Here is a 23,463-nt window from a genome sequence, read left to right as displayed (position 1 = left end):
CACTGCAGATCGAAACAGCGAGGACAGGGCTAGCCGACGTCACCGTCGAGGTAGTACCAGCGCCGGTCGACTCGCAGGAAGCGGCTGTTTTCGCGCTGGACTCCGCGTTCGCCCTCGGAACGGTAGTGTGCCGCGAACTCGACCGTCCCTTCGGCGTCCAAGGGGCCGCCTCGGTGCGTCGCCAGGATGTCCAGCCGGCGCCATTCAATGTCCGGGTCCAGGTCCAGCGCGGCAGGCCTGGTGTCAGGGTGCCACGTGCGCAGAAGATAATCGCCGTCAAGGACCACAAAGGCCGAGTAGCGCGAACGCATGAGCTGTTCCGCCGTGGGCGCGTCGGCGTCTCCGCGGTGGAAGCGCCCACAGCACTCGGTGTACTGCTCTCCGGACAAACAAGGGCAAGCGCCTATGCTGAGGCGGGCCGGATCGAGTGGCATTGAAGCCCTATCTGGAAGAGAAGGTGAGAGCTAGGCAACAAATTCTGTCACAGCAGATAACAGCTTCGAAACAACCTCGGCGAGCCGGAGTTTGGCGGATGATTCATTCACATTTCGCCCTTAGGCTAGATGACATGCCCGCAGACCTTCGGTTGCGGCGCCCACCTCACAACTCTGGCTCGGGGAGGCTACGTGGAGGATCCAACAACACTCGGCCTCAATCTGACCTTTTTTGGAACGCTCGGGCTGGCTTTGCTGATGTTCCTTGGTTTGGCCTTCCTGATGGTTGTCACCTTGGTGCTGGCCGGGGTCGCGAAGCTGGTTTGGATCATCCTGCTCGCGATGGTGGGGATCTTCCCGAAGCGCGATGCTGTACCGGTTGTGCACTTGCCCCCGAGGCCTCGACGTGCTCCCGCCCCGCCGTCGGATTCCAAGGAATCGACGACGGCGGAAGACGGCTTGCTGGGCACGGGGCCATTCGTGCCCGGGAACCAGCGTCCTGGAACCGTTGGGACCACAAGGTTGCTGTGGTCGGCGTCGTGGTCTGCCGTCCGGAACTTCCCGTGGAGGTCGCTCGTGAATCCTCGGGCCTGGCCTAAACCCGCCGAGGTCAAGGCCGGAATCGCAGCCACGGCCACCGCCGTAGCCACAACCCAGGCCAAGGAACATCCCTTTGTGGTTGCGGTAAAGCAGGATCCTCCGGTCCTGAACAGCCAGTGGGCTGCCGCCGTCGCCGAGGCTGACGCCCGGGCCGCAGCGCGCGAGGCTGAACGGGCGCAGAAAGCGTCAGGCGATGAAGAAGCGCCTGCTTCTGACAAGGAAACCACCGAAGGGAACGCCGCGGAGTCGCCCGGGACTGCCGCGCCGGTCCGCGAACACCGGGGAGACCCCCATGGCGGCAAGCCTGTATCGTCCGGCCGTGTGACGGCCTCTGTCGGGGCCCGCCCCCGGGCATAGGGTCCAAGTTCAGGCAACCAGTTGCCTGAACCCGGCACCGTGGTAGATGAGGGGCTCGGCGTCGTGGTTGATCTCCACGGACTTCACTTCGAGGACGACGATCGCGTGGTCGCCTGCGGGCGTTTCGGACACCACTTCGCATTCAAGCACGAGCGCCGCGCCGTCGATCGACACCGCACCTGCGTCGCTCGTTGAGGTCGCAAGGCCGGCGAATCGGTCCTGCGTCCGCGAGGAGAGCTGCAGGCACACGGCTTCCTGGCCTTGGGCCAAGATGGAAACACCCAGACGAGGGGCGCGCCGGAGCTTGGGCCACGTCGTGGACGAATTCTGCACCGCAAACATGACCAGCGGGGGTTCGAGCGAGACTCCCACCGTGAAGCTCGATGCCACCAAGGCCTCCGGCGCGAAGCCGACCATGGCACTGAAGGCCGCCACGCCTGAGGGAAATTGCGCGAACGCCTGCTTGACCGACGCGGCTCCATCCACCGTTACCTGGGTCATGGCCGGTTCCTTTCTCTGTAGTTTCGTGCCTGCCTTTCTACTAATTCACTGGACGCCGATAACGGCAATATTTGTGTATTCGCGTGTCGATTCAAGTCAATTCTTAATTCGTCATGCGCTGTTTTCATTACCCCGCAATACGAAAAGCGAAGAATTTGTACGCTTTTCGAGTACCTCGGCCACGACATGTGTAGCGTCGTGTCAATCCATTGCACAGCCTTGATTCTTCACGGAGGAAGCCGGAGATGAGCCTCAGCGAGCTTCGAACCCTGGGACGCACAGGCGCCCTGATCAGCCCCCTTACCCTGGGAACCCTTAACCTGGGGACGGGCTCGGCGCCCACCGGCGCCGAAGAAAGCATCCGCATTGTCCATGCGGCCCTCGACGCCGGCATCACGAGCGTCGATACCGCAGACATCTATTCGCAGGGCGAGGCAGAGGCTATTGTGGGCCGGGCCCTCCATGGCAGGCGGGATGACGTTTTCCTTTCCACCAAGTTCCACGGACAAATGGGGCCGAATCCCGCGCATGCGGGGAATTCGCGGCGCTGGATCATGAAAGCCGTGGAAGGGAGCCTGCACCGCTTGCAGACGGACAGGATCGACCTTTACCAAGCGCACCGTCCGGACTACAACACGGACGTCCTGGAAACCATCACGGCCCTCAACGACCTCATCCGGCAGGGCAAGATCCTCTACTACGGAACGTCGGTGTTCACGCCGTCCCAGCTTGTGGAGGCACAGTGGATCGCCACCACGAACCACCTCATACCGCCAGTGGTGGATCAGGTGCCCTATTCCTTGCTGGTCCGCGCGAATGAGCGCGACGTCTTCGCGATCACGCAGCAGTACAACCTTGGCGTGCTCAGTTATGGACCGCTCGACGGCGGCTGGCTCTCCGGGAGCTACCGCTTAGGAGTTCCTCAGCCGGCAAGCTCCCGCGCGTCGGCCGTTCCCGGGCGCTTCGACGTCTCGGCACCTTTCAACAGGAACAAACTCCTGGCAGCCGATGCCTTGGCCCGCGTCGCCGAACGGCACGGGCTCGCCCTCATCCAGCTTGCTGTCGGTTTCGCCCTGAATCATCCGGCCGTCAGCAGTGTGGTTATCGGTCCACGCACGGAGGACCATCTGGTCGATTACCTCAAGGCCGCGGATGTTGTCCTCAACGAAGCCGTCCTGAATGCCATTGACGACATCGTGGCGCCCGGCACCAACTTCCTGGAGCGGGACGCAGGGACCGTCGTCCCGCACCTTGAATACGCGGAACTTCGACGCCGGTAATCGGCTTTGCGGGGAACGGCCCAGGCCGCGCGCCGACTATACTCGTTCGCAATCATGACTAGCCTTCCGACTTCCGCCCAAACATCGAAAAGCGGCAATGTGCGCATTGACGCCTGGCTCTGGGCCATCCGTGCTTACAAGACCCGTTCCGCAGCCACAACCGCTTGCAGGGCGGGACATGTGCGAATCAACGGGAACCCGGTCAAGGCCTCGCAGTCCGTGATTATCGGCGACACCATCCGTGTACGGCAGCCCGGCTTCGAGCGCATCCTTGAGGTCCGGAGGCTCATTGCAAAAAGGGTAGGGGCTGAAGCAGCATCCCACTGCTTTACCGACCATACTCCGGAGCGCCCCGCCGCGCCCGCCCTCGGGCTGCCGCAGCGCGATCGCGGTGCAGGACGGCCTACCAAAAAGGACCGGCGCGATATGCAGAAGCTGAAGGGACAGTAGCCCACGGACAGTCGGGTCGGGAAGCCCGCCGCAAGGCCCGGCGTCGGGCAGTTTTGCCTCTCGGCTCTGCAGGAGCGTGAGCGACGCGTAAAGTGACAAGAGACGCCGATTCTGGACGCCGCGCTGCCGAAGGAGAGAACGTGACCATTGACTGGGACGAAAAAAGGGCTTTGCTACAGGAGCCCAACATTGCTGCGGTGACGCAGCTGTGCGACGAACTGATGGCCAAAAGGCCCGGTTCTACCGTGCCTTACATCGATCCGGTGCATGACGAAGATGAGTGCCGGATCGTCACCCTCCAGACCAGCCCGGGGCGGGCTCCCACCTCGGGTTTCGTATCGCACCTCAACGACGACGACGCCGCCCGACGTGCGCAGCTGATCTATGACTCAGCCGACTTGGACGTCCGCTACGTGATGCCGTGGAACTGCTACCCGTGGGTCCGCGACCCGGAACTGCCGCCGGCACTGAGTGCACAGGAGAAGACCGACGGTCTCCGCCCGTTCCGCCAGTTCCTCAAGATCAACAAGCGGGTTTCCGCCGTCGTTGCTCACGGCGCGGAGGCCGCAGCTTTCCTGGCACTCTTTGAGAAGACCTACCACTCGCCGCTCCGGCAGCACGGGATCAAGGTCTACAAGGCCAGCGCGCTCGGTGGACGGGCATTTGCCCTGTCCGAGGCGAAGCAACAGGAACTCCTGGCCAAAAACATCGAAACCTACCGGGACGCGATGCAGCGGGCAGGCATCCAGCACCTATAACTAAGCTCTTACGCCGCCGTGACGGCGCGAAGGACCGCCCGTGCGGTGTCTTCCCATCGCGGCAACACCCTGCTGGCTGCCTCGGCTGCTGCCCGCCATCCCTCCCGCAGGGCAGGGTCGCCAAGCCATCTCCGCAGGAGATTCTCCAGCGATCCGATTCCTGCGGTGAGATCGATCGCTTCACCGGCACCGTGGGCGCCGAGCGCTTCGACGGCGCCGGTTCCCTTGCGGACGACTACCGGTATGCCGTGAGCCAGGGACTCCTGGACCACCATGCCGAAGGACTCCGAGTGTGAGATCAACAGACTGAGATCAGCACGGAGCCACTGCTCCTCCAAGGCCGGGCCGGAAAGCTCAGCTGTTGTTTCCGCCCGCTTTTCAAGTCCATTCCGGAGGATGCGCTCCCGCACGGCGGCGGCGTAGGAGGGGTTTGCTTTTGTGGAGCCCACAAGCGCCGCGGTCCACGCCAAGTCCTTGATCCTGGCCAGCGCGTCGACAAAGAAGATCTGGTCCTTATTGGGGAGTAGGGCGCCCACCATAATGAAATGCGGTGCCGCCGCAGCCCCTCGTGGACTTGGGCGGGCTCTCGACGGGAGATCTACACCGGGGGTCCCCAGATGCACGTTGCTCAGGCCCAATCTTCTGGCCGCTTCAGCAGTACGGGAACCAGTGCAGAGAAGACCTGTTGCTGCGCGGAGCGCGCTCGTTTCCACTGGATCCTCACCGGAAGGGGGCACGTGGAGCAGCACCCAGACGCGGTGCCCGGCACCGGTTGCTGTCTCGATTTCCGTGGGCGCGCCCGAGGCAATCAGGCCGTCGACAATATAGATGGGCGGGTCGCCTCCGGCAAGTGCATCGGCAAAGCGACTCCGGTCTCCGGCAGTTCCGGAAGGCCAGTCGCCGTCGAGCTTACAGATCGAGACCTCTGCGCCCTGCGCGCGGAGGGCTTCCGCCAGCCTCGCGTTGTAGATATTTCCCCCGGAACGATGGCGCACATTTGCGGGCAAAATCATGCGGATCTCGACCAAGTGCTACTCCTCCATCACGCCGGTCGTTTGGCCTCACGGTACTCAGACCATGGTGTTGACCATATAACCCGTCCAGCTGGCGTGGAAGGCAGCCGCTCGACGAGGCGCACCGCAAGCCCCTGTTGAAGCGGTGGTACAGGATCCACGTCCCCAGGCTCACAGCCAGCGCGGTTGCCCTGACCTCCGGAGACCCCTTAAAAGCTTGTCCGCGCGTTCGCTTTGCGCCACATATCTTTGATTTTTGTTCATTGTGTGTCAAGTGCTGGTTCATTGGCTGCCAGATGGGCGCTGACAAGATTCAGGGGGCAAACATCCACAGCTAGGGAAGGTACGAACATGGTTACGGTGAACCGGAGGCAATTGCTCGGGGGCGTTGCGGCTGCCGCCGCATCAATGGCGCTGCCAGCATCGATCGGAAGAGCCCTGGCGGCTGAACCGGCAGTACGAAGCGGCACGATCGACGACGTCGAACATGTGGTCATCCTCATGCAGGAGAACCGGTCCTTCGATCACTACTTTGGCACCATGAGGGGGGTGCGTGGTTTCGGCGATCCACGCCCGTGGCGCCTTCCCAACGGCAACGACGTTTGGCATCAACCCCCTGCAACCGTTCAAACCGCTCGCTACCACGCACGCGGGTTACCTGCGGACGCAAAATACGTCCTGCCGTTCTACATCGACTCAGCCAGGACGTCCGAAAACATTGCCGGCACCGACCATGGCTGGAGCAGCGGCCACTTGGCTTGGAACGAGGGCCGCTGGGACCAGTGGGTAAACCAAAAACAAGACGTACTGACGATGGGCTATCTGTCCGAGAAAGAAAACAGCTTCCATCGCGCCCTCGCGGATTCATTCACCGTTTGCGATGCGTATTTTGCTTCCGTCCACGCCGATACCGCGCCGAACCGCATCGTACTGTGGACGGGCACAATCGACCCGCAAAACCGGCTCGGCTCGGCCAAGAACGGGCCCGGCATCGAGGAACGCAACGTCACCAACGGCTATACCTGGACCACGTACGCGGAGCGGCTTCAGCAGAAGGGCATCAGCTGGCGCGTCTACCAGGGCGGAACGGGTGTACCGGGACAACCAACGGACAACTACACCGACAATTCCCTTGAATTCTTCGCCAACTTCCAGAAAGCCCAGGGGGCCAGCGGGCCGCTCGTAGACAACGGCGCATCGACACACACCCTTGCCGAACTGAAACAACACGTGCTCAACGGCACACTGCCCTCCGTATCGTGGATAGTTTCGCCCTATAAGTACAGCGAGCATCCCTCGGCTTCGCCCACGGACGGCGCGTACTACATCGACACGGTCCTGGACGCGCTTACCGCCGACCCTAAAGTCTGGGCAAAGACGGCGCTGATCCTGAATTATGACGAGAACGATGGCTTCTTCGACCACGTAGTGCCTCCCATGCCACCATTGAAGAACCGCCCGGGCACCGACGGCCTCGTATCGGCGTCGCTGTCGGCTAGCTTGGCCGATGAATTCCTCGATCTGGACCTGCACCCGGGCGAAGCCCACCCCTTGGTGCCCGGCGCCGACCCCCACGGAAAACAACCCATTGGCCTCGGGCCCAGGGTTCCACTTGTGGTCATCTCACCTTGGAGCAAGGGCGGATGGGTGTGCTCGGAAGTATTCGACCACACCTCAGTCATCCGATTCCTGGAAAAGCGATTCCGCGTGCCAGAGCCGAACATCAGCGACTGGCGCCGTTCCGTCTGCGGAGACCTCACATCGGCGTTTGACTTCTCCAGGGCGCAGGCCGACTTCACGGCAATGAATCCGCCTGCTCCCATCCAAGGGCAGGGCCTGCCATTCTCGGTCCAGAATCCGCAGTCAATGCCGCAGCAAGCACCTGGAGTCCGGCCGGCGCGCCCGCTTCCGTATCTGTTCGGCGTCGAGTTCGTACGCTCCGGTAGCTCGGAACTCAGCCTGGAATTCGCAAATCAGGGAGAAGCCGGCGCCCACTTCTTGGTCCGGAACGGACGCACTCCGCAGGATGCGCCGCGCCGTTACCAGATTGCTGCGAAAGACACTGTCCGCGATTCATGGTCCGGCGACTCTGCCTACGACCTGGGGGTGTGGGGCGCTAACGGGTACCTTGCCGAATTCAAGGGCACTCTCACGGACCCGGACGAGCTCCAAGTCAAGGTGCAAGAGGACGTCGCTGGCACCCCGGTGCAGCTCGTGCTCAGCAATTCCGGAACGCGTCCCCGGAAAATCCGCATTTCCAATGCCTACGACCAAGGCAAAGCGCTCAAAGTGACGGTCCCGCCCAGGAAGACCGTTACCAGGGACATCGAACTGGAGTCCAGCCACGGCTGGTACGACGTAAGCGTTGCCGATGAAGACGCCCCGCAGTACCTGCGACGGTTCGCGGGCCACCATGAAAACGGGAAACCCAGCTACAGCGACCCCGCCGCAGCCGGCGCACTCAACCACCAGTAAAGACCCGTTGGCATCAGCCCTTCGGGTCCGCGGATGTAAGCGAGCCGGTGGACGTCCTGGTAGTCCAGGACGTCCACCGACCGTGCCGTACCCATTTAAAGCCCACCACGGCGCATCACGGACGAACATCGCCTGGTGTGCAAGTTCGTCGAAACTGACGATGGCATCGAGGTGCTTATCGCCGCTTGCAGGTACCACTACGGCAATTGAGGGAAATGCTGGCGGTTCCGGATCCGCGATTCGCCGAACTCAACTCCGACCCGGCCAATCTCCCACGGTCCGCGACCCCTGTTCTTTGGCCTGCCCACAGCCACATGGGGTACCCAGCGAGGGGAGCGGAATCCAAGGGCAGGGGAGCTGAGGATGAAGTCGTCGATGTTGTCGACAAGCAGTTGATCCAGTAGTTCGTGAAGGGCGTGCACGAGGAAGACCTGATAGTCACGCACCGAGGCGGGTACATCCACTTCCAGTCCGCAGACTCCGCCGCTGCCTAGGACGATCAGCCGTTCGGCGCTGCCGGAGAAAGCCTCCAGCACGGGCAGAGCCTCGAGCCACGCGACGATCCTGAGCAGGGCCGACTCGGCGCTGGTATTGCCTTTGGTCCAATCGGCCACGTCCCGGCAAAAGTCATCCAGGACGCCTAGGTGCAACAGGGTCATGTGCAGTCCCCGCGGCCTGCGCAGCGCCACCGCGTAGCGCGCCAACTCCTCATAGTCCGACGGCCCTGCACCGATGCCGAGGACCGGCACCTCGACCGTGATGGGCGGTGCTGTCTGTGTCGTTGAATCCCATCCCCCGCGCGGACGGTTGGCCATGGATGCAATTATGCTCCGGCAGGAGTTCGTTGGCCTCACAAATGCCGGTTCGACCGGCTGCCTATTCAGCATTTAAGTCGAGGGCTCACCCAGCAAGCCGGAGAATCTTGACACCACCCTGTGACCCGTGCCATATTCATAGCGTGAACCTGTCAGACAGCCGGACAGCCGGACAGGCCGCCACTGGACAGCCAGCCGTCAGCCAGAAAGCTGCGGCTGACCAGCGCACCGCCACAAGCGGCGCCGTCCCCCGGCCGGCCCAAGTGCCCGGGCCATCGAGCCCTCGGCCCCTCGCCCGCTTCAGTGCCGCGGAAGCCGTGTTCAGCTCGATCCGCCAGGACATCGAAGACGGAACCGTGGAAGTCGGGGCCAAACTCAGCTCTGAAGCCACCTTGGCCACGCAGTACGGGGTGAGCCGCTCGGTTATCCGTGAGGCTCTCCGCTCCTGCACTGCGCTCGGGCTGACGGTCACCAAGACCGGAAAAGGCACGTTCGTCGTCGCGGACCGGGTGGCCAATGACCTCACACTCGGTCAGTACTCGGCACGGGACCTCAATGAGGCACGCCCGCATATCGAAGTCCCGGCAGCCGGCCTGGCGGCAAAACGCCGCAGCCCGGAAGAACTCGAACACCTCAAGGAAATCGTGAGTTCAATGGCAGCCGAGACCGACCCTGAGACCTGGGTCAGCCTCGACGCCAGTTTCCATTCTGCCATTGCCCGCGCAAGCGGCAACAAGGTCTTCGAAAGCGTTGTCGCAGACATCCGCGAAGCCCTGGCCCATCAATCAGAAACCTTGAACATGGTGGCCGACCGTCAGCATGTTTCAGACGATGAACACCTCCGCATCGTCGAAGCCATCGAAGCCGGTGACGCTCCCGCCGCCGAAGCCGCCATGGCCGACCATCTCAGCGCCGTCAGCGTTGCGTTGGACACCATCCTCAGCAAATGATCCACCAACTGAAGGAAGTCATGCCCACCCCGCATGCAACGCGCCCCGCTATGCCGCTAACCCCCCCGGCAGCAACCATTCCAACGACCCCGCGCCACGTCCCCCTCGCGGAACAGACCCGCGACGGCTTGGTCGAGAGCATCCACTACGGCTCCCTCATCGCCGTCGGGCCGGACGGCGAAACACTCCTCGAAGCGGGGGAGCCCGACGCCGCGTTCTACCCACGGTCCTCCCTCAAACCGCTGCAGGCGGTCGCCATGGTCCGGGCGGGGCTCAAGCTTCCGGAGAACCTCCTCGCCCTCACCGCGGCAAGCCACTCCGGCGCCGCGATGCACCTCGACGGCGCCGCACGGATCCTCGAAATGCATGGCCTGGACAAAAGCGCGTTGGAAAACAGCACCGACCTCCCCTACGGCACCGCCGAGCGCGAAGCATGGCTCCGCGCCGGCGGCCAGCCCACCCAGCTCGCCCAGAACTGTTCCGGCAAGCACGCGTCCATGGCCGCCACGTGCGTAATCAACGGCTGGCCCGTCCAGGGCTACCTGCATCCCGAGCATCCCCTCCAGGTGCTCGTGAAGGACACCATCACCGAACTCACGGGCGAAGAAGCAGCGGCCATCAGCACGGACGGTTGCGGCACCCCGCTCTTTGCCCACAGCCTGCACGGCATGGCCCGGGCCTATGGCCGTATGGCCGCGGCGGACAACACGGAAGCAGAAGGCCAGGTAGCCCACGCCATGCGCGCCTTCCCCGAGATGGTGGCCGGCGAGGGTCGCGACGTCGCAGCCATCATGCGTACGGTTCCCGGGCTGCTGGCCAAGGACGGCTTCGAAGGCCTCCAGCTCATCGGCCTGCGCAATGGCACCGGCATCGCCATCAAGATCTCCGACGGCGGCGACCGCGCACGCATGCCCGTCACCGTCCGCGTCCTTGAGGAACTAGGGCTCGACGGCGGCCAGCTCGCCACGCTCGCCAGTGCGCCCGTGTTGGGCGGCGGCCACCCAGTTGGCGTGCTGCGTGCCGCGAACTTCCTCGCATCCAACTGACGAAGTCAAACAAGCACAAAGACCAAAGGACAGCAATGACATCTGCCGTGCACTCCACGACAATTCCAGGGTTCCGCTCGGAACACGATCTCCTCGGCGACCGCGACGTCCCTGCTGATGCCTACTGGGGCGTGCACACGCTGCGTGCCATCGAGAACTTCCCCATCACGGGCCACCCGCTGGCCAGCAACGCCAACCTCGTCAAGGGCCTCGCCGCAGTCAAGCTCGCCGCCGCCCGCACCAACCGCGAGCTCGGCCTCCTGGACGACGAACGGGCGGACGCGATCGAGCAGGCCTGCCAGGACATCTTGGACGGTAAGCTCCACGAGGAGTTCATGGTGGATGTCATCCAGGGCGGTGCCGGCACCAGCTCCAACATGAACGCCAACGAGGTCATTGCCAACCGTGCCCTTGAAATCCTTGGCCACCCCAAGGGCGACTACGCCAGGCTGCACCCGAACGACCACGTCAACTTGAGCCAGTCCACGAACGACGTGTACCCCACCGCCGTCAACCTGGCCACCATTTTCTCGGTCCAGGGCCTTCTTTCGGCTCTTCAGGAACTTCAGGTCGAGTTCGCGGAAAAGGGCGAAGAATTCCGCACCGTGGTCAAGATGGGCCGCACGCAGTTGCAGGACGCCGTCCCCATGACCCTCGGTCAGGAATTCGGCGGTTACGCCGTGACTGTGGGCGAGGACCGGGCTCGACTGGCCGAGTCCCAGCTACTCATCCACGAGATCAACCTTGGCGCCACTGCCATCGGAACCGGCCTGAACGCCCCCGTTGGATACGCCGCAGCAGCCTGCAGGCACCTGGCTGAGATCACCGGCCTGCCCCTGGTCACGTCGGTCGACCTCATCGAGGCCACCCAGGATGTGGGCGCGTTCGTCCACCTCTCGGGCGTGCTCAAGCGCGTCGCCGTCAAGCTTTCCAAGATTTGCAACGATCTCCGCTTGCTGTCCTCCGGACCGCGTGCGGGACTGGGCGAGATCAACCTCCCGGCTGTGCAGTCGGGATCGTCCATCATGCCAGGCAAGATCAATCCGGTGATCCCGGAAGTGGTCAGCCAAGTGGCCTATGAAGTCATCGGCAACGATGTCACTGTCACCATGGCAGCCGAAGCGGGACAGCTCCAGCTGAACGCCTTCGAGCCGATTATCGTCCACAGCCTCCACAAGAGCATCTCCCACCTGGAAGCCGCGTGCCGCACACTCACGTCGCGCTGCATCCGGGGCATTACCGCGAACACCGAACGCCTGCGCCTCACGGTAGAGCAGTCGATCGGACTCGTCACGGCACTCAATCCGCACATCGGCTACGCCTCCGCCACTGCCATCGCCCAAGAGGCCCTGGCAAGCGGCAAAGGTGTCGCTGAGCTCGTTCTCGAACACGGCTTGCTGACCTCGGAGCAGCTCGATGAGCTCCTCCGTCCCGAACGCCTGGCCAACCTCAGCAACTAGGCTGAGCCGCGCAAAACGTCCGACGACGGCGGCGCTCACTCGCCGCCGTCGGGCCTGAAACGCGCGAAAAGACAGGCCGGACGGCGAGATCCGGACCCCCAAACAGGACACCCCTTAAGGATTCCCATGACCAATGCACCCATCACGGACCACACGGTCCCGCCACAGGCGCACGCCACTGAAAAGCTCCTCCACGCCGAGGACAAGGGCTATCACAAAAGCCTGAAGCCGCGTCAGATCCAGATGATCGCGATCGGCGGTGCCATCGGCACCGGCCTGTTCCTGGGTGCCGGCGGCCGCCTCAACGCTGCGGGCCCCTCCCTCGTTATCGCATACGCGGTCTGCGGCTTCTTTGCCTTCCTGATCCTGCGCGCCCTCGGCGAACTCGTGCTGCACCGCCCGTCGTCGGGCTCCTTCGTCTCCTACGCCCGCGAGTTCTTCGGCGAGAAGGCTGCGTTTGTCTCCGGCTGGTTCTACTGGATCAACTGGGCCACCACCACCATCGTGGACATCACCGCCGCGGCCCTTTACATGAACTTCTTCGGCAAATACGTCCCCTGGATGGGCGTTGTTCCGCAGTGGGCATGGGCCTTGATCGCCCTGGTGGTAGTCCTGAGCCTGAACCTGGTTTCCGTCAAGGTGTTCGGCGAAATGGAGTTCTACTTCGCGCTCATCAAGGTGGCCGCGCTGGCGGCCTTCCTCGTGGTCGGCACCTTCTTCGTCATCTTCGGCACGCCGGTACCGGGCCAGGAGGTCGGATTCAGCCTCCTCACGGACCACGGCGGCATCTTCCCCAACGGCCTGCTGCCGATGATCATCCTCATGCAGGGTGTGCTGTTCGCCTACGCCTCGATCGAGCTCGTGGGCACGGCGGCCGGTGAGACCGAAAACCCCGAGAAGATCATGCCCAAGGCCATCAACTCCGTGGTCTTCCGCATCGCTGTCTTCTATGTCGGCTCCGTCATCCTGCTGGCCCTGCTGCTGCCGTACACCTCGTACGAGAAGGGCGTCAGCCCGTTCGTGACGTTCTTCGGCCACATCGGCATCCAGGGCGTGGACGTGATCATGAACCTCGTGGTCCTCACGGCGGCGTTGTCGTCCCTGAACGCCGGGCTGTACTCCACGGGCCGAATCCTGCGCTCCATGTCCGTGGCCGGTTCGGCTCCGAAGTTCGCCCAGCGCATGAACAAGGCCGGTGTCCCTTACGGCGGCATCGCGATCACCGCCGGCGTCTCCTTGCTCGGTGTTCCGCTGAACTACCTCGTCCCGGCGCAGGCGTTCGAAATCGTGCTCAACGTCGCTTCCGTGGGCATCGTCGTAACCTGGGCAACCATTGTCCTGTGCCAGATGCAGCTCAAGCGCTGGGCGGACAAGGGTTGGCTGAAGCGTCCGTCCTTCCGGATGTTCGGCGCCCCTTACACCGGTTACCTTTCGCTGCTGTTCCTGGCGGGCGTGCTGGTGATGGTGTTCATCGATTCCCCGCTGACCATGTTGGTCACGGCAATTGCCTGCGCCCTCATGGTGGTCGGCTGGTACCTGTGCCGCAAGCAGATCCACGAACTCGCCGCGGCGCGCGACGGCTTCACAGGCAGCTCTCCCGTGATCGCGAACCTGCCGGTTGCCGGTTCAGAGAGCAAGATCTAGCCCTTTCAGCGCTCGCCCAAAAACTAAGTGCCCGACGGCGGCACCTGAGGTTCCGTTCGCGCGGAACCCGGGTGCCGCCGTCGTGCGTTGGGCCCCCCAACTGACTCGCATTTGTTGTCGTTTTGAGGCTCCTAAACGACAACAAATGCGAGTTAGTTGGGTGCCAGACATCGGATCATTCGCCGCTAGGATGTAGCCATGGCTGTCACAGATGAAGCGATCAGCAAGATCAAGGACATGCTGATCCGCGGCGAACTCAAGGCCGGGGACCGCCTCCCGCCGGAGAAGGAACTGAGCGAGCGGCTCGGCCTCTCGCGAAGCTCCCTGCGCGAGGCTGTCAAAGCCCTCGAACTCATCCGGGTTCTGGACGTCCGGCGTGGGGACGGCACTTACGTCACCAGCCTTGACGCCAAGTTGCTCAACGAGGCCGTGGCGTTCGTCGTTGATCTTCATCAGGACCGTTCCATCCTGGAACTCTTTGAGGTCCGACGAATCCTTGAGCCCGCCACCGCGTTCATCGCCACGGGCAAGATCACTCCCAGGGCACTCACGGCCCTGCGCGCCACGATGGACGGAATCGACGAGAACACCGACGTCGAAGAACTCGTGGCGCACGACCTCGAATTCCACGGCATCATCACCCAGGCCGCCGGAAACGACTACCTCGCCGGCCTGCTCGAGGCGCTCTCCAGCAGCACCGTCCGGGCCCGCATTTGGCGGGGGCTGACACAGGAAAAAGCCGTGGCGCATACCCTCGCCGAGCATAAGGCCATCGCGGACGCCTTGGAACGCGGCGACGCCGAGCTGGTCCGGGCGCTCGTGACGGTCCATATCAGCGGCGTCGAAAGCTGGTTGCGCCAGGCGCTCTAGCTCGCGCCGAAGAGCTCGGCGGGGATCCCGGCATGGGCATCCGCATAGTCCTGCTCGGCACCCGGTTTGAGCCGGGTGTGCAGGGCAATGGTTTCCGGCACGCTACACCCCGGGCTTCAGGAAGAGTTCGACGACGGGCACCGCCACGTCCGGTCGCTGGACAGGCACCTTCAGTGTCAGGGTACCTGCCGGTTGTCCTCCAGGGGTGGTGTTGATTGCCTCCCGGTCCGGTGAGATCTCAAGCATGGCGACTTCGGAGGCATCGTTGAGCAGCTGGGCGTATTCCACCTTGCCGGCTAGTTCGGGGAGGTGGACGTATTCGAACGGCCAAGCAAACAAATGCACGTAAAGGCGGTCACCGCGGCGCGTGTACCGGGCATCGGCTGGCGGGGTCCAGGCCGCAGGGCCTGCTCCGTAGATGGCCCGCGAATGCAGCTTCATCCAGTCGCCGATGCCGCGGAGGGACTCCACCGCCCGGGGATCGAAATTTCCGCGGCCAGTGGGGCCGACGTTGAGGAGCAGGTTTCCGTCCTTGGACACTCCATCCACAAGCATGCGCACCAGCAGATCCACAGACTTGTAGTCCAGGTTGTCCCGGTCATAGCCCCAGCTGCCGTTCAGGGTCTGGCATGCCTCCCAACGCACCTCGACGCCGTCCACCACCATGGGCCCGGAAGGCTGGTACTGCTCGGGCGTGGCAAAGTCGCCCGGAATGTCCAGGCGGTCGTTGACGATGATGCCCGGCTGGAGTTCCCGGACCATCTTCAAGAGTTCCACCGAACCCCACGCCTCTCGGCCTTTGCCGCCCCAGATGTCCTTGTGGTCCTCGCTGGTGTAGGAGAAATCGAAGAAGAGGTAGTCGATCTGGCCGTAGTTGCTGAGCAGCTCGCGCACCTGGCCATGGAGGTATTCGCGATAGCGGGCCATGTCGCGGCCCTCGTTGAGCTTTCCGGCGTCGGGGTTGTCCCGTTCGGGGTGGAACCCGTCGATGATGAAATCCGGATGGTGCCAGTCAATGAGTGAATGGTAGAAACCCACCTTCAGTCCGAATTCCCGCAGTGCCTCGACGTATTGGGTCACGAGGTCCTGGCCGGACGGCGTCTTGGTGGATTTGTAGTCGGTGAGTGCGGAATCCCAAAGGCAGAAGCCCTCGTGGTGCTTGGTGGTCAGCACCACGTACTTCATGCCGGCATCCTTCGCAGCACGGGCCCATTCCCGCGGATCGTAGAGATCCGGGTTGAAGTGCTGGAAGTACTTCTCATATTCCTCAGCAGGAATGCGTTCGCGGTTCATGACCCACTCATGCCGGGCCGGCAGGGCGTACAGGCCCCAGTGGACGAACATGCCGAACCGGGACTCCGTAAACCAAGGTGCTTGCATTATCAACGGGATTCCTTCCTTGTATCCGCGGCCCACATCGGGCCGTCGGGAAAGCTGTAGTCGATCAGCGAGCCGCCGACCATTTCACCGCCGGCCCCGGGTGCGGACGGAGGCCAGTAGCAGCCGTCGTGGACATCCACCTTGCTTGGCAGCAGGTCGTTTGCCTGGACGAGCGTAAACATCCGATGTCTGCATTGTCAATGGGTCACATTTCCGTATTATGGAGAGCAACAGCAGACTAGAGCTCGGATGTTAGAGCCAGAGCACGGAGGAATACATGAACATGAAATTCGCCCGGCTGGGCACTGCCGGAAATGAAAAGCCGGTAGTCATCGCCCAAGACGCCAACGGCACCGAAAAATACTTCAGCCTTGACCCGCTGACGAAGGACATCAACGGAGAGTTCCTCGCCACGGACGGCATCGCACGCACCCGGGAAGCCCTTGCGGCCGGGAATCTGCCCGAGATTTCGGCCGAGGGACTCCGGATCGGTTCGCCCATCGCCCGGCCTGGCAACGTCGTCTGCATCGGCCTCAACTACACGGCCCACGCGGCCGAATCCGGCGCCACGCCACCGGAATCACCCGTAGTGTTCCTGAAGCCAAGCAACACCGTCAGTGGCCCTTTCGACGCCGCGCCCATCCCGCCGTCGTCGGAAAAGTACGACTGGGAGGTGGAACTCGGAATCGTCATCGGTCGCGAAGCGTCATACCTTTCCAGCACGGAGGAGGCCGCGGACTGCATCGCGGGCTACGTCGTCGCCAACGACCTCTCCGAACGCGACTACCAACTGCCCGGAGCCGCGGGCCAGTGGACCAAGGGCAAGTCCCTTCCGCAGTCCACTCCCCTGGGCCCGTGGCTGGTTCCGGCAGACCAGCTCGACGCCGGTCACCTCGGTTTGCGTACCTGGGTTAACGGCGAGATCCGCCAATCGTCGGACACCTCCGACATGATCTTCGACGTCCGCACTGTGGTCCACCACCTCAGCCAGTACATGGTCCTGGAGCCCGGCGATGTCATTCTCACCGGCACCCCGGAAGGCGTGGCGCTCTCCGGCCGCTTCCCGTACATCCAGCCCGGCGACGTGGTGGAGCTTGAGGTAGGAGGGCTCGGCCGCCAGAGGCAAGAGTTCTACCGGGCCCGTTCAGGTTCGCTTGCGGCAGTAGGCACTGACAAGGCCACGCGGTGAGCGCCGAGTTCGAAAGGAAGGGCTCGTAGCTCTGGTCACCGGTTCGACGTCGCGCACGCCCCTGGCGATCGACGGCGGCACGCAGGGCTTGCGGTTGCGCCCGGTGGGGTAGCCGCGTAACGCAACGCCCGCGCAACCCCTCTCCACCACCAGTTCGCCTATGCTCAACACCAGGCAATCGATGGCGATCCACCAAGGAGCAGGGCATGAGCAATTGGCGTATCAGGGATTTCCATTCCTCGGACATGGACGGCATCCTGCACCTGTGGGAGTCGCTGAAGGCCGACAACGTGGAGCCGGTCTATGCGCTCTCCGAGGTCCTGGCCTCGTGCGAGAAGGACCACGCCGTGGTGGCGGTGCAGGGCGAGCAGGTCGTGGGCGCCGCCGTCGGACGCGCGGCCCATGACCAGGGCTGGATCGTCTTCCTGGCCACGCTGCCCGAGTTCCGTGGCCGCGGGATCGGCACCTCGCTGCTGGCCGCCGTCGAGAACCGGATGACCCCGCACGGGCTCAACAAGCTCTCGGCCCTCATGCCGGAGTCCGAAACCCGGGTTGAGGCGTTCCTGGGCCGCGGCTTCCTGCTCAAGCAGAACCTGCACTACTTCGAGCGGACCATCCCGGTCCAGCGCCAGGAACTCGAGCCGCTCAGCCAGCTCGGCGGCCGCATCCTGGCCCGGGACCTGTGGGAAAACGTCGCCGGCATGCGCCGCGAAAAGGAACTGCTGGAACGCCGCCTGGTCCTGCCCCTGGCCGAGGCCGACCTCGCCGACCAGTTCGGGGTGGTGCCGCCGCGCGCCGTCGTGCTCTTCGGCCCGCCCGGGACCGGCAAGACAACGTTCGCGAAGGCGATCGCGTCCCGGCTCGAGTGGCCGTTCGTGGAGGTCTTCCCCTCCCGGCTTGCTTCCGACCCCAAGGGCCTGGCCGGCGCCCTGCGCGAGACGTTCCTGGAAATCGCCGAACTGGAGCACGCCGTCGTCTTCATCGACGAGGTCGAAGAGATCGCGTCCCAGCGCTCCGGCGAGCCGCCGTCCCCGCTCCAGGGCGTCACCAACGAGCTCCTCAAGATCATCCCGGCCTTCCGCGAACAGCCCGGCCGCCTCCTGGTGTGCGCCACGAACTTCATCCGCGCCCTGGACACCGCCTTCCTGCGCCACGGCCGCTTCGACTACGTCATCCCCATCGGCCTGCCCGACATCCACGCCCGCGAGGCCATGTGGCAGCGCTTCATCCCCGCCAGCGTGGTGGACTCCGTGGACGTGCCGCTGCTCGTGTCGCGGACAGAGGGCTTCTCCCCGGCGGACATCGAGTACGCGGCGCGCAGCGCCTCCCAGCGCGCTTTGGAAAAAGCCGTGTACGACGACGGTGCCGGCGCCTCCGCCGGGGGCTCCGCACCGGCGTCGAACGATCGCAAGGGACCGGTCACCCAGGACTACCTCGACGCCATCGCCGACACCCGCACCACCGTCAGCGACGAAGTCCACCAGGACTTCCTCGAGGACATCGACGCACTCGGCCGGGTTTAGTCAATGCAACGCGGGGTCACTTACGGCCCATGTTCGCGCCCCGGATGGGCGCTAAGTGACCCCGCGTTGCCGAAGGAGGAACCGTGAACCTGTTTCTGACCATCCTGAGCGGCGTTGCCTGGACGACGGTTTACATTTGCGCGATCCGGATCGGGTTTCGCGACAAGACGTACGCGATCCCCGCAGCGGCGCTTGGTCTGAACTTCGCGTGGGAGGTCATCTACTCGGTGCATTCGCTCAGCACGGGGCTCTCCGTGCAGGGCGTCATCAACATTGCCTGGGCGTTGGCCGACGTCGCGATTGTGTACACGTTCTTCGCGTTCGGCAGGCGCGAGCTTCCCGGGTTTCTCACCCGGCCGCTGTTCATCGGATGGTCGGTCCTGCTGGGCCTTGCATCCTTCGCCGTGCAGTGGCTGTTCATCGCCGAGTTCGACTGGGATCCCGCATCCCGGTACGCGGCGTTCCTGCAGAATCTCCTGATGTCCGGCTTGTTCATTGCCATGTTCGCGGCCCGCCGCAGCCTGCGGGGCCAATCCCTGGTGATCGCTGTGGCGAAGTGGATCGGGACCCTCGCGCCCACCATCACCTTTGGGGTCCTCGAGAGTTCACTGTTCATTCTGGGCATCGGCGTCCTGTGCAGCATCTTCGACCTGACGTACATCGGGCTGCTGTTGTGGGCCAAAAAGAACCCGGGCGCCCTCTCCAGGGATCGGGACTCGGGGGGCCTCCCGGCGGTACCCTGAACCATGTCCATGTATCCATTGCGCCATGCACTGTCGCGCATGGGCGGGCGCGATCCCCAGGAGCTGAATCGCACGGCCACGCCCTTGGAACTGTTCTTCGACTTGACGTTCGTTATCGCCTTCGGGGTTGCCGGTAGCCAGTTCGCGCACGAACTGGCCGAAGCCCGTTTCGGCTCCGGTTTGATCGGCTTCACCTTCGCGATGTTCGCCGTCATGTGGGCCTGGATCAATTTCTCGTGGTTTGCCAGCGCCTACGACACTGACGACTGGGTCTTCCGGGTTGTCACCATGGTGCAGATGGTGGGTGTGCTCATCCTTGCCATGGGCATCGAACCGATGTTCCAATCGCTCGACGAAGGCCACCGTGTGGACAACTCCACCATGGTGCTGGGTTACATCATCATGCGGTTGGCGTTGGTGTTCCAGTGGCTGCGCGCGGCGAAGCAGGATCCGGAGCGCCGAAGCGCTTGCCTGACCTACGCGAAATTCCTGGTGGTGGCGCAAATTGGCTGGGTGGGGGTGCTGATCGTCCACGCCGACATCCTGACGAATTTCCTCATGGCTGCCCCGCTTTTCCTGCTGGAAATGGCGACGCCGACCATCGCCGAGCGCAAAGCCAAGACGCCGTGGCACGCGCACCACATCGCGGAACGCTACGGCCTCCTGGCCATCATCGCCCTGGGCGAGTGCCTGATCGGAGCCATCGAATCCCTTCGGGCTATTGTGGCCCTTCACGGCTGGTCCGTTGACGCCGCCCTCGTGGGTCTCGGCGGTACCGGGCTGGCCTTTGGAATGTGGTGGATCTACTTCATCCTCCCGTCCGGCCACGCCCTGCATCATCAACGGCACCGGGCATTCGCCTTCGGATACGGTCACATGTTCATCTTTGGGTCAATCGCCGCCACTGGTGGCGGACTTCACGTGGCCGCCCTCTTCATCGATCATGCCGCCCACATCAGCGCCACCGTTGTAGTAGCCACCATCGCCGTCCCGGTGGCCTTGTTCAAGGTAGCCCTGAGTTCGCTGTACGGCTACATGCTGGGCTTCGACCGCGGGCTCGTCGGAGTCACGGCTCTCGTGGTCGTGTTGCTCTGCGGCAGTGTGGGCTTGGCCGCGCTGGATGTCTCTGTTCCTGTCTGCATGATGGTGATTGTGGCTGCGTTGGCGATCTCGATCGTGATCGACGAACGGCGCGGGTCCGCCCGCCGGGAAGCAGCGCTGGTAAGACTGAGGGCACGCCCGGCCACTTAGGCGGCTTCGTGGGTGCGGGCTCGGGACCGCTGTACCGGAACGCAGCGAACGGCCCGCACCCACGATGTCGACGCGGACACACCGGCACGAACGTACCGATTCTTCGCCGCCAACCCTTGATTCGCCTCCCAGAGAGGCGGAAAATGGTGAAACCGGCACGAACGTACCGGACGCGCGCATGCGCATGCCCACAAAAGACTCAGAAGGGTGGACATGTCCCCCAGGGAATTCACCGAGTCCCTCGGCGCCAAGGTCCGTGCCCGCCGCAGCTCCCTCAGCCTGAGCCAGTCCGACCTCGCGGATCTCGCGGGAGTCTCGGAACGATTCGTCCGTTTCGTGGAGCAGGGGAAGACCACGGTCCAATTGGAACCACTCCTCGCGGTCCTCGGCACACTCGGCCTTGAGCTCATGGTGCAACCTGCGGGCACCCGGACTGCAAACAGCCGGCCATGACATTCCACCGCATCGCCGACGTCTACAAGCAGGGAGTCCTGGCTGCGCGTATCGAGCGGCATGAAAGCGGCACCAAGTTCAGCTACTTGCCCCGGTATCTCGAATCCGGCGGTCCGGCCGTCGCCACGACGCTCCCGCTGACAAACGAAGCAGTGTTCACCCCTAGCGGCGCGGTTCCGCCCTACTTCACGGGCCTCCTCCCGGAAGGCCGCCGCCTGAATTCACTACGTCGGGCGGTCAAGGCCAGCGCCGACGACGAGCTCGCGCTCCTCATGGGGGCGGGCGGGGACGCCGTGGGCGATGTCCAGACGGTCCCCCACGGTGAGCCGCCCACGGAGGGAGGCTCCGCCGTCGTGCTCGATTCGAAACTGCCGCTCGACTTCGACGCGCTGCTCGGCGATTCAGACCTCATCGATCCTGTGGCATTGGCGGGTGTGCAGGACAAGTTGTCGGCCGGGATGATTTCGCTCCCGGTGGCGCAAGCGGGCAAGCGCTTCATCCTCAAACTGAATGCCCCGGAGTTCCCGTTCGTGGTGGAGAACGAGTTCCTGATGTTCCGTTATGCGCGCAAGCTCCGGATCCCGGTGAGCAGCGTGCGGTTGGTGCACGACGTCGGCGGGCGGGCCGGGCTGCTCGTGGAGCGTTTCGATCGCCTCACCCGAGCCGACGGCACCCCGCTGCGCCTCGCCGTCGAAGACGGAGCCCAAGTGCTGGGACTCTACCCTGCCGACAAGTACAGCGTGCCGTTCGGAGAGGTTTGTGCGGCTTTGGCGGCGCACTGTTCCGCGCCCCTCCCGGCCTTGCGTAACCTGGCGATTCAGCTGGCTTTCGCTTGGCTCAGCGGCAACGGCGACCTCCATGCCAAGAACGTGTCCATGGTTCAGTCGGCGCAGGGCGAGTACACCATCGCCCCGGTCTACGACATCCCCTCCACAGTGGTCTACGGGGACAAGACGCTCGCGCTGGGCATCGGCGGCAAGAAGAGCGGAATCTCCCGGAAGCACTTCCTCGCCTGGGCCGGCAAGCTCGGGCTGACGGAGCGAACAGCGGAGGGAGTCATAGGACTCGCGCTCAAGGCCTCGGGCCCGCTCATCGCAGAGCTCGACGCCGGCGCCTCACCTTTCGGGCCGCTGCAGACGAGGGACTGGGTCAAGGAGCTCAATCATCGGCGAAGGTTGATGAGCGGGTAGCTTTCCCAGCATTAAGCCACCAAATCGGAACCCGACTATCGATTATTGCTTGGCCGTTAACAGGAACCTGATACTGACATAAGGTGAGGGCACCACACGGTATCTGCGCGGGTCGCAGAGCGGCGGGGCGCAAATCAGCATTTCCATTTGTACACAAAAGGGAGACTCTTATGTTGCTTTGGATAGCCATCATTATCGCGGTTCTCTGGCTTCTCGGCTTTATCGGCAACATCGGTGGCGGGTTCATTCACCTGCTTTTGGTTGTTGCTGTGATCGTCCTGATCTTCCACTTCCTCCGAGGAAGATCCCGCGCCTAAATACAAACCGTCCTTCCGACCGGCGGGCGCCGGGACAGGGCAAGGCCCTTGCCCCGGCACTGCCCGGCACTGCCCGGCCCCGCCCTACCCTGCCCTGCCCCGCCCCGCCCCGCCGGTTCTTGCACGAGCGTTCAATCCCAGATCCACGCGCATGGCGACGCTAGGCTCGCAATCAGAGGCGAGATGGGCTCGCCGCGAGCCAAGGGATTGAACGTATGACGCAAGAGGCCGGACACCAATCGACGTCCACGACGGGCACTTCTCCGCATTCACGCTCTTATTTGAGACCCACACGGTTGCTCTCTCAAAGCGAGCGGTCAATGCTCCACCCATCGGTCCTGGCAGAGGCGGAGCGCCGGGCCGCAAGCATTCAGCTTCGAGTCGCCGATGCAATTACGGCCTTCGCCGGATCGATGAACTTCGTCTACCTGCACATATTGCTTTTCGCCGTGTGGATGCTCGTATTCGAGCAGAGCCCGTGGCCGACGTTGACCTTGATCGTCTCGCTCGAAGCGATCTTCCTCTCGACCTTCGTCATGATCGGACAGAACCGTCAGGCGGCTTTCCAGCAGGTGAAGGCAGACCATGACTACAACGCCCAGGAGCATCTGCTCGAGGAGAACACCGACCTGACGCGTGCGATTCACGAGCTCACCGCCCAGATCCACCAACGGATTCTCGCGGACGTCACCGCATCCGCTACCCGGGAGGCGGCGGCCGCTGCCAACCCGAGCCGGGATGACCCGACGAAACCGTAGACAGGC

At 63.6% G+C, this 23,463-nt stretch carries 24 protein-coding genes; 18 read left to right on the top strand and 6 right to left on the bottom strand.

All coding sequences use genetic code 11. The features are described from left to right. Positions 1 to 29: 29 nt before the first annotated feature. A complete protein-coding gene (locus tag ABH924_RS17610) occupies positions 30 to 434 on the bottom strand; it encodes a YchJ family protein (RefSeq protein WP_404500853.1) in 405 nt (134 codons plus the stop codon). A 192-nt stretch (positions 435 to 626) separates the two neighbouring features. Between ABH924_RS17610 and ABH924_RS17605 the strand changes: the two genes are divergently transcribed. Further along, a complete protein-coding gene (locus ABH924_RS17605; RefSeq protein ID WP_404500851.1) occupies positions 627 to 1,391 on the top strand; it encodes a hypothetical protein in 765 nt (254 codons plus the stop codon). 9 nt (positions 1,392 to 1,400) lie between these two features. Here the strand turns inward: ABH924_RS17605 and ABH924_RS17600 are convergent, their stop codons facing one another. Continuing rightward, positions 1,401 to 1,892, bottom strand: a complete 492-nt coding sequence (locus ABH924_RS17600) for a flavin reductase family protein (protein ID WP_234754477.1) — start codon at positions 1,890 to 1,892, stop codon at positions 1,401 to 1,403. 245 nt (positions 1,893 to 2,137) lie between these two features. On the opposite strand from ABH924_RS17600, the gene ABH924_RS17595 reads away from it, so the two are divergent. The 3 genes from ABH924_RS17595 to ABH924_RS17585 all read left to right on the top strand — a co-directional run bounded on the left by ABH924_RS17595 (position 2,138) and on the right by ABH924_RS17585 (position 4,380). Beyond that, positions 2,138 to 3,172, top strand: a complete 1,035-nt coding sequence (locus tag ABH924_RS17595) for an aldo/keto reductase (protein WP_404500849.1) — start codon at positions 2,138 to 2,140, stop codon at positions 3,170 to 3,172. Between the two features lie 54 nt (positions 3,173 to 3,226). After that, on the top strand, positions 3,227 to 3,622 hold the full coding sequence (locus ABH924_RS17590) for an RNA-binding S4 domain-containing protein (RefSeq protein WP_234754473.1): 396 nt from the start codon (positions 3,227 to 3,229) through the stop codon (positions 3,620 to 3,622). A gap of 140 nt (positions 3,623 to 3,762) precedes the next feature. Beyond that, a complete protein-coding gene (locus ABH924_RS17585) occupies positions 3,763 to 4,380 on the top strand; it encodes a uracil-DNA glycosylase (protein WP_059388685.1) in 618 nt (205 codons plus the stop codon). 8 nt (positions 4,381 to 4,388) lie between these two features. Here ABH924_RS17585 and ABH924_RS17580 read toward each other — a convergent pair whose 3' ends face one another. Further along, the gene (locus tag ABH924_RS17580) at positions 4,389 to 5,408 is read right to left on the bottom strand and encodes a glycosyltransferase family 4 protein (protein WP_404500846.1); all 1,020 of its coding nucleotides are present in this window, start codon (positions 5,406 to 5,408) and stop codon (positions 4,389 to 4,391) included. 336 nt (positions 5,409 to 5,744) lie between these two features. Here ABH924_RS17580 and ABH924_RS17575 point away from each other — a divergent pair, with 336 nt between their 5' ends. Beyond that, positions 5,745 to 7,868 carry a phosphocholine-specific phospholipase C gene (locus ABH924_RS17575; RefSeq protein WP_404500844.1) on the top strand — a complete coding sequence of 708 codons (2,124 nt, stop codon included), beginning with the start codon at positions 5,745 to 5,747 and terminating at the stop codon, positions 7,866 to 7,868. 197 nt (positions 7,869 to 8,065) lie between these two features. On the opposite strand, the gene ABH924_RS17570 is transcribed toward ABH924_RS17575, so the two are convergent. Then, on the bottom strand, positions 8,066 to 8,683 hold the full coding sequence (locus ABH924_RS17570; RefSeq protein WP_404500842.1) for a hypothetical protein: 618 nt from the start codon (positions 8,681 to 8,683) through the stop codon (positions 8,066 to 8,068). A 263-nt stretch (positions 8,684 to 8,946) separates the two neighbouring features. On the opposite strand from ABH924_RS17570, the gene ABH924_RS17565 reads away from it, so the two are divergent. The 5 genes from ABH924_RS17565 (at position 8,947) to ABH924_RS17545 (ending at position 14,653) form a co-directional block, all read left to right on the top strand. Next, complete coding sequence (locus tag ABH924_RS17565; RefSeq protein WP_404500882.1) at positions 8,947 to 9,633, top strand: FadR/GntR family transcriptional regulator; 687 nt, start codon at positions 8,947 to 8,949, stop codon at positions 9,631 to 9,633. Between the two features lie 20 nt (positions 9,634 to 9,653). After that, positions 9,654 to 10,679: an asparaginase gene (locus ABH924_RS17560; RefSeq protein WP_404500880.1), complete on the top strand. Its 1,026-nt coding sequence runs from the start codon at positions 9,654 to 9,656 to the stop codon at positions 10,677 to 10,679. 35 nt (positions 10,680 to 10,714) lie between these two features. Continuing rightward, a complete protein-coding gene (locus tag ABH924_RS17555; RefSeq protein WP_404500840.1) occupies positions 10,715 to 12,139 on the top strand; it encodes an aspartate ammonia-lyase in 1,425 nt (474 codons plus the stop codon). A gap of 126 nt (positions 12,140 to 12,265) precedes the next feature. Beyond that, positions 12,266 to 13,783 carry an amino acid permease gene (locus ABH924_RS17550; RefSeq protein WP_404500838.1) on the top strand — a complete coding sequence of 506 codons (1,518 nt, stop codon included), beginning with the start codon at positions 12,266 to 12,268 and terminating at the stop codon, positions 13,781 to 13,783. Positions 13,784 to 13,981: 198 nt separating this feature from the next. Next, complete coding sequence (locus ABH924_RS17545) at positions 13,982 to 14,653, top strand: FadR/GntR family transcriptional regulator (RefSeq protein WP_404500836.1); 672 nt, start codon at positions 13,982 to 13,984, stop codon at positions 14,651 to 14,653. Positions 14,654 to 14,755: 102 nt separating this feature from the next. Here ABH924_RS17545 and ABH924_RS17540 read toward each other — a convergent pair whose 3' ends face one another. Next, on the bottom strand, positions 14,756 to 16,039 hold the full coding sequence (locus tag ABH924_RS17540) for an alpha-L-fucosidase (protein ID WP_404500834.1): 1,284 nt from the start codon (positions 16,037 to 16,039) through the stop codon (positions 14,756 to 14,758). Then, positions 16,036 to 16,215 (bottom strand): hypothetical protein, encoded by a 180-nt coding sequence (locus tag ABH924_RS17535; RefSeq protein WP_404500832.1) that lies wholly within the window; start codon positions 16,213 to 16,215, stop codon positions 16,036 to 16,038. Before ABH924_RS17535 ends, ABH924_RS17540 begins: the two co-directional genes overlap by 4 nt. 95 nt (positions 16,216 to 16,310) lie before the next feature. Between ABH924_RS17535 and ABH924_RS17530 the strand changes: the two genes are divergently transcribed. From ABH924_RS17530 to ABH924_RS17495, 8 genes are all read left to right on the top strand, one after another. After that, entirely contained in the window at positions 16,311 to 17,222 is a 912-nt protein-coding gene (locus tag ABH924_RS17530) for a fumarylacetoacetate hydrolase family protein (RefSeq protein ID WP_404500830.1), read from the top strand. 206 nt (positions 17,223 to 17,428) lie between these two features. Then, positions 17,429 to 18,745 carry an ATP-binding protein gene (locus tag ABH924_RS17525; RefSeq protein WP_404500828.1) on the top strand — a complete coding sequence of 439 codons (1,317 nt, stop codon included), beginning with the start codon at positions 17,429 to 17,431 and terminating at the stop codon, positions 18,743 to 18,745. Positions 18,746 to 18,828: 83 nt separating this feature from the next. Beyond that, positions 18,829 to 19,488: a hypothetical protein gene (locus tag ABH924_RS17520; RefSeq protein ID WP_404500826.1), complete on the top strand. Its 660-nt coding sequence runs from the start codon at positions 18,829 to 18,831 to the stop codon at positions 19,486 to 19,488. A gap of 3 nt (positions 19,489 to 19,491) precedes the next feature. Next, positions 19,492 to 20,739, top strand: coding sequence for a low temperature requirement protein A (locus ABH924_RS17515; protein WP_404500824.1), 1,248 nt, complete (start codon positions 19,492 to 19,494; stop codon positions 20,737 to 20,739). 213 nt (positions 20,740 to 20,952) lie between these two features. Then, positions 20,953 to 21,192, top strand: a complete 240-nt coding sequence (locus tag ABH924_RS17510) for a type II toxin-antitoxin system Y4mF family antitoxin (protein WP_404500822.1) — start codon at positions 20,953 to 20,955, stop codon at positions 21,190 to 21,192. After that, entirely contained in the window at positions 21,189 to 22,382 is a 1,194-nt protein-coding gene (locus ABH924_RS17505) for a type II toxin-antitoxin system HipA family toxin (RefSeq protein ID WP_404500820.1), read from the top strand. Before ABH924_RS17510 ends, ABH924_RS17505 begins: the two co-directional genes overlap by 4 nt. Before the next feature lie 170 nt (positions 22,383 to 22,552). After that, positions 22,553 to 22,699, top strand: coding sequence for a lmo0937 family membrane protein (locus ABH924_RS17500; protein ID WP_234754433.1), 147 nt, complete (start codon positions 22,553 to 22,555; stop codon positions 22,697 to 22,699). 320 nt (positions 22,700 to 23,019) lie between these two features. Further along, positions 23,020 to 23,457, top strand: a complete 438-nt coding sequence (locus ABH924_RS17495) for a DUF1003 domain-containing protein (RefSeq protein WP_404500817.1) — start codon at positions 23,020 to 23,022, stop codon at positions 23,455 to 23,457. The last annotated feature ends 6 nt before the right edge of the window (positions 23,458 to 23,463 follow it).

The organism is Arthrobacter sp. GAS37 (assembly GCF_044908325.1).
Classification (GTDB): Bacteria; Actinomycetota; Actinomycetes; order Actinomycetales; family Micrococcaceae; genus Arthrobacter; species Arthrobacter ramosus.
The sequence above is the reverse complement of the archived record's forward strand: the minus strand, read 5'-3'. Positions and strand labels throughout refer to the sequence as shown.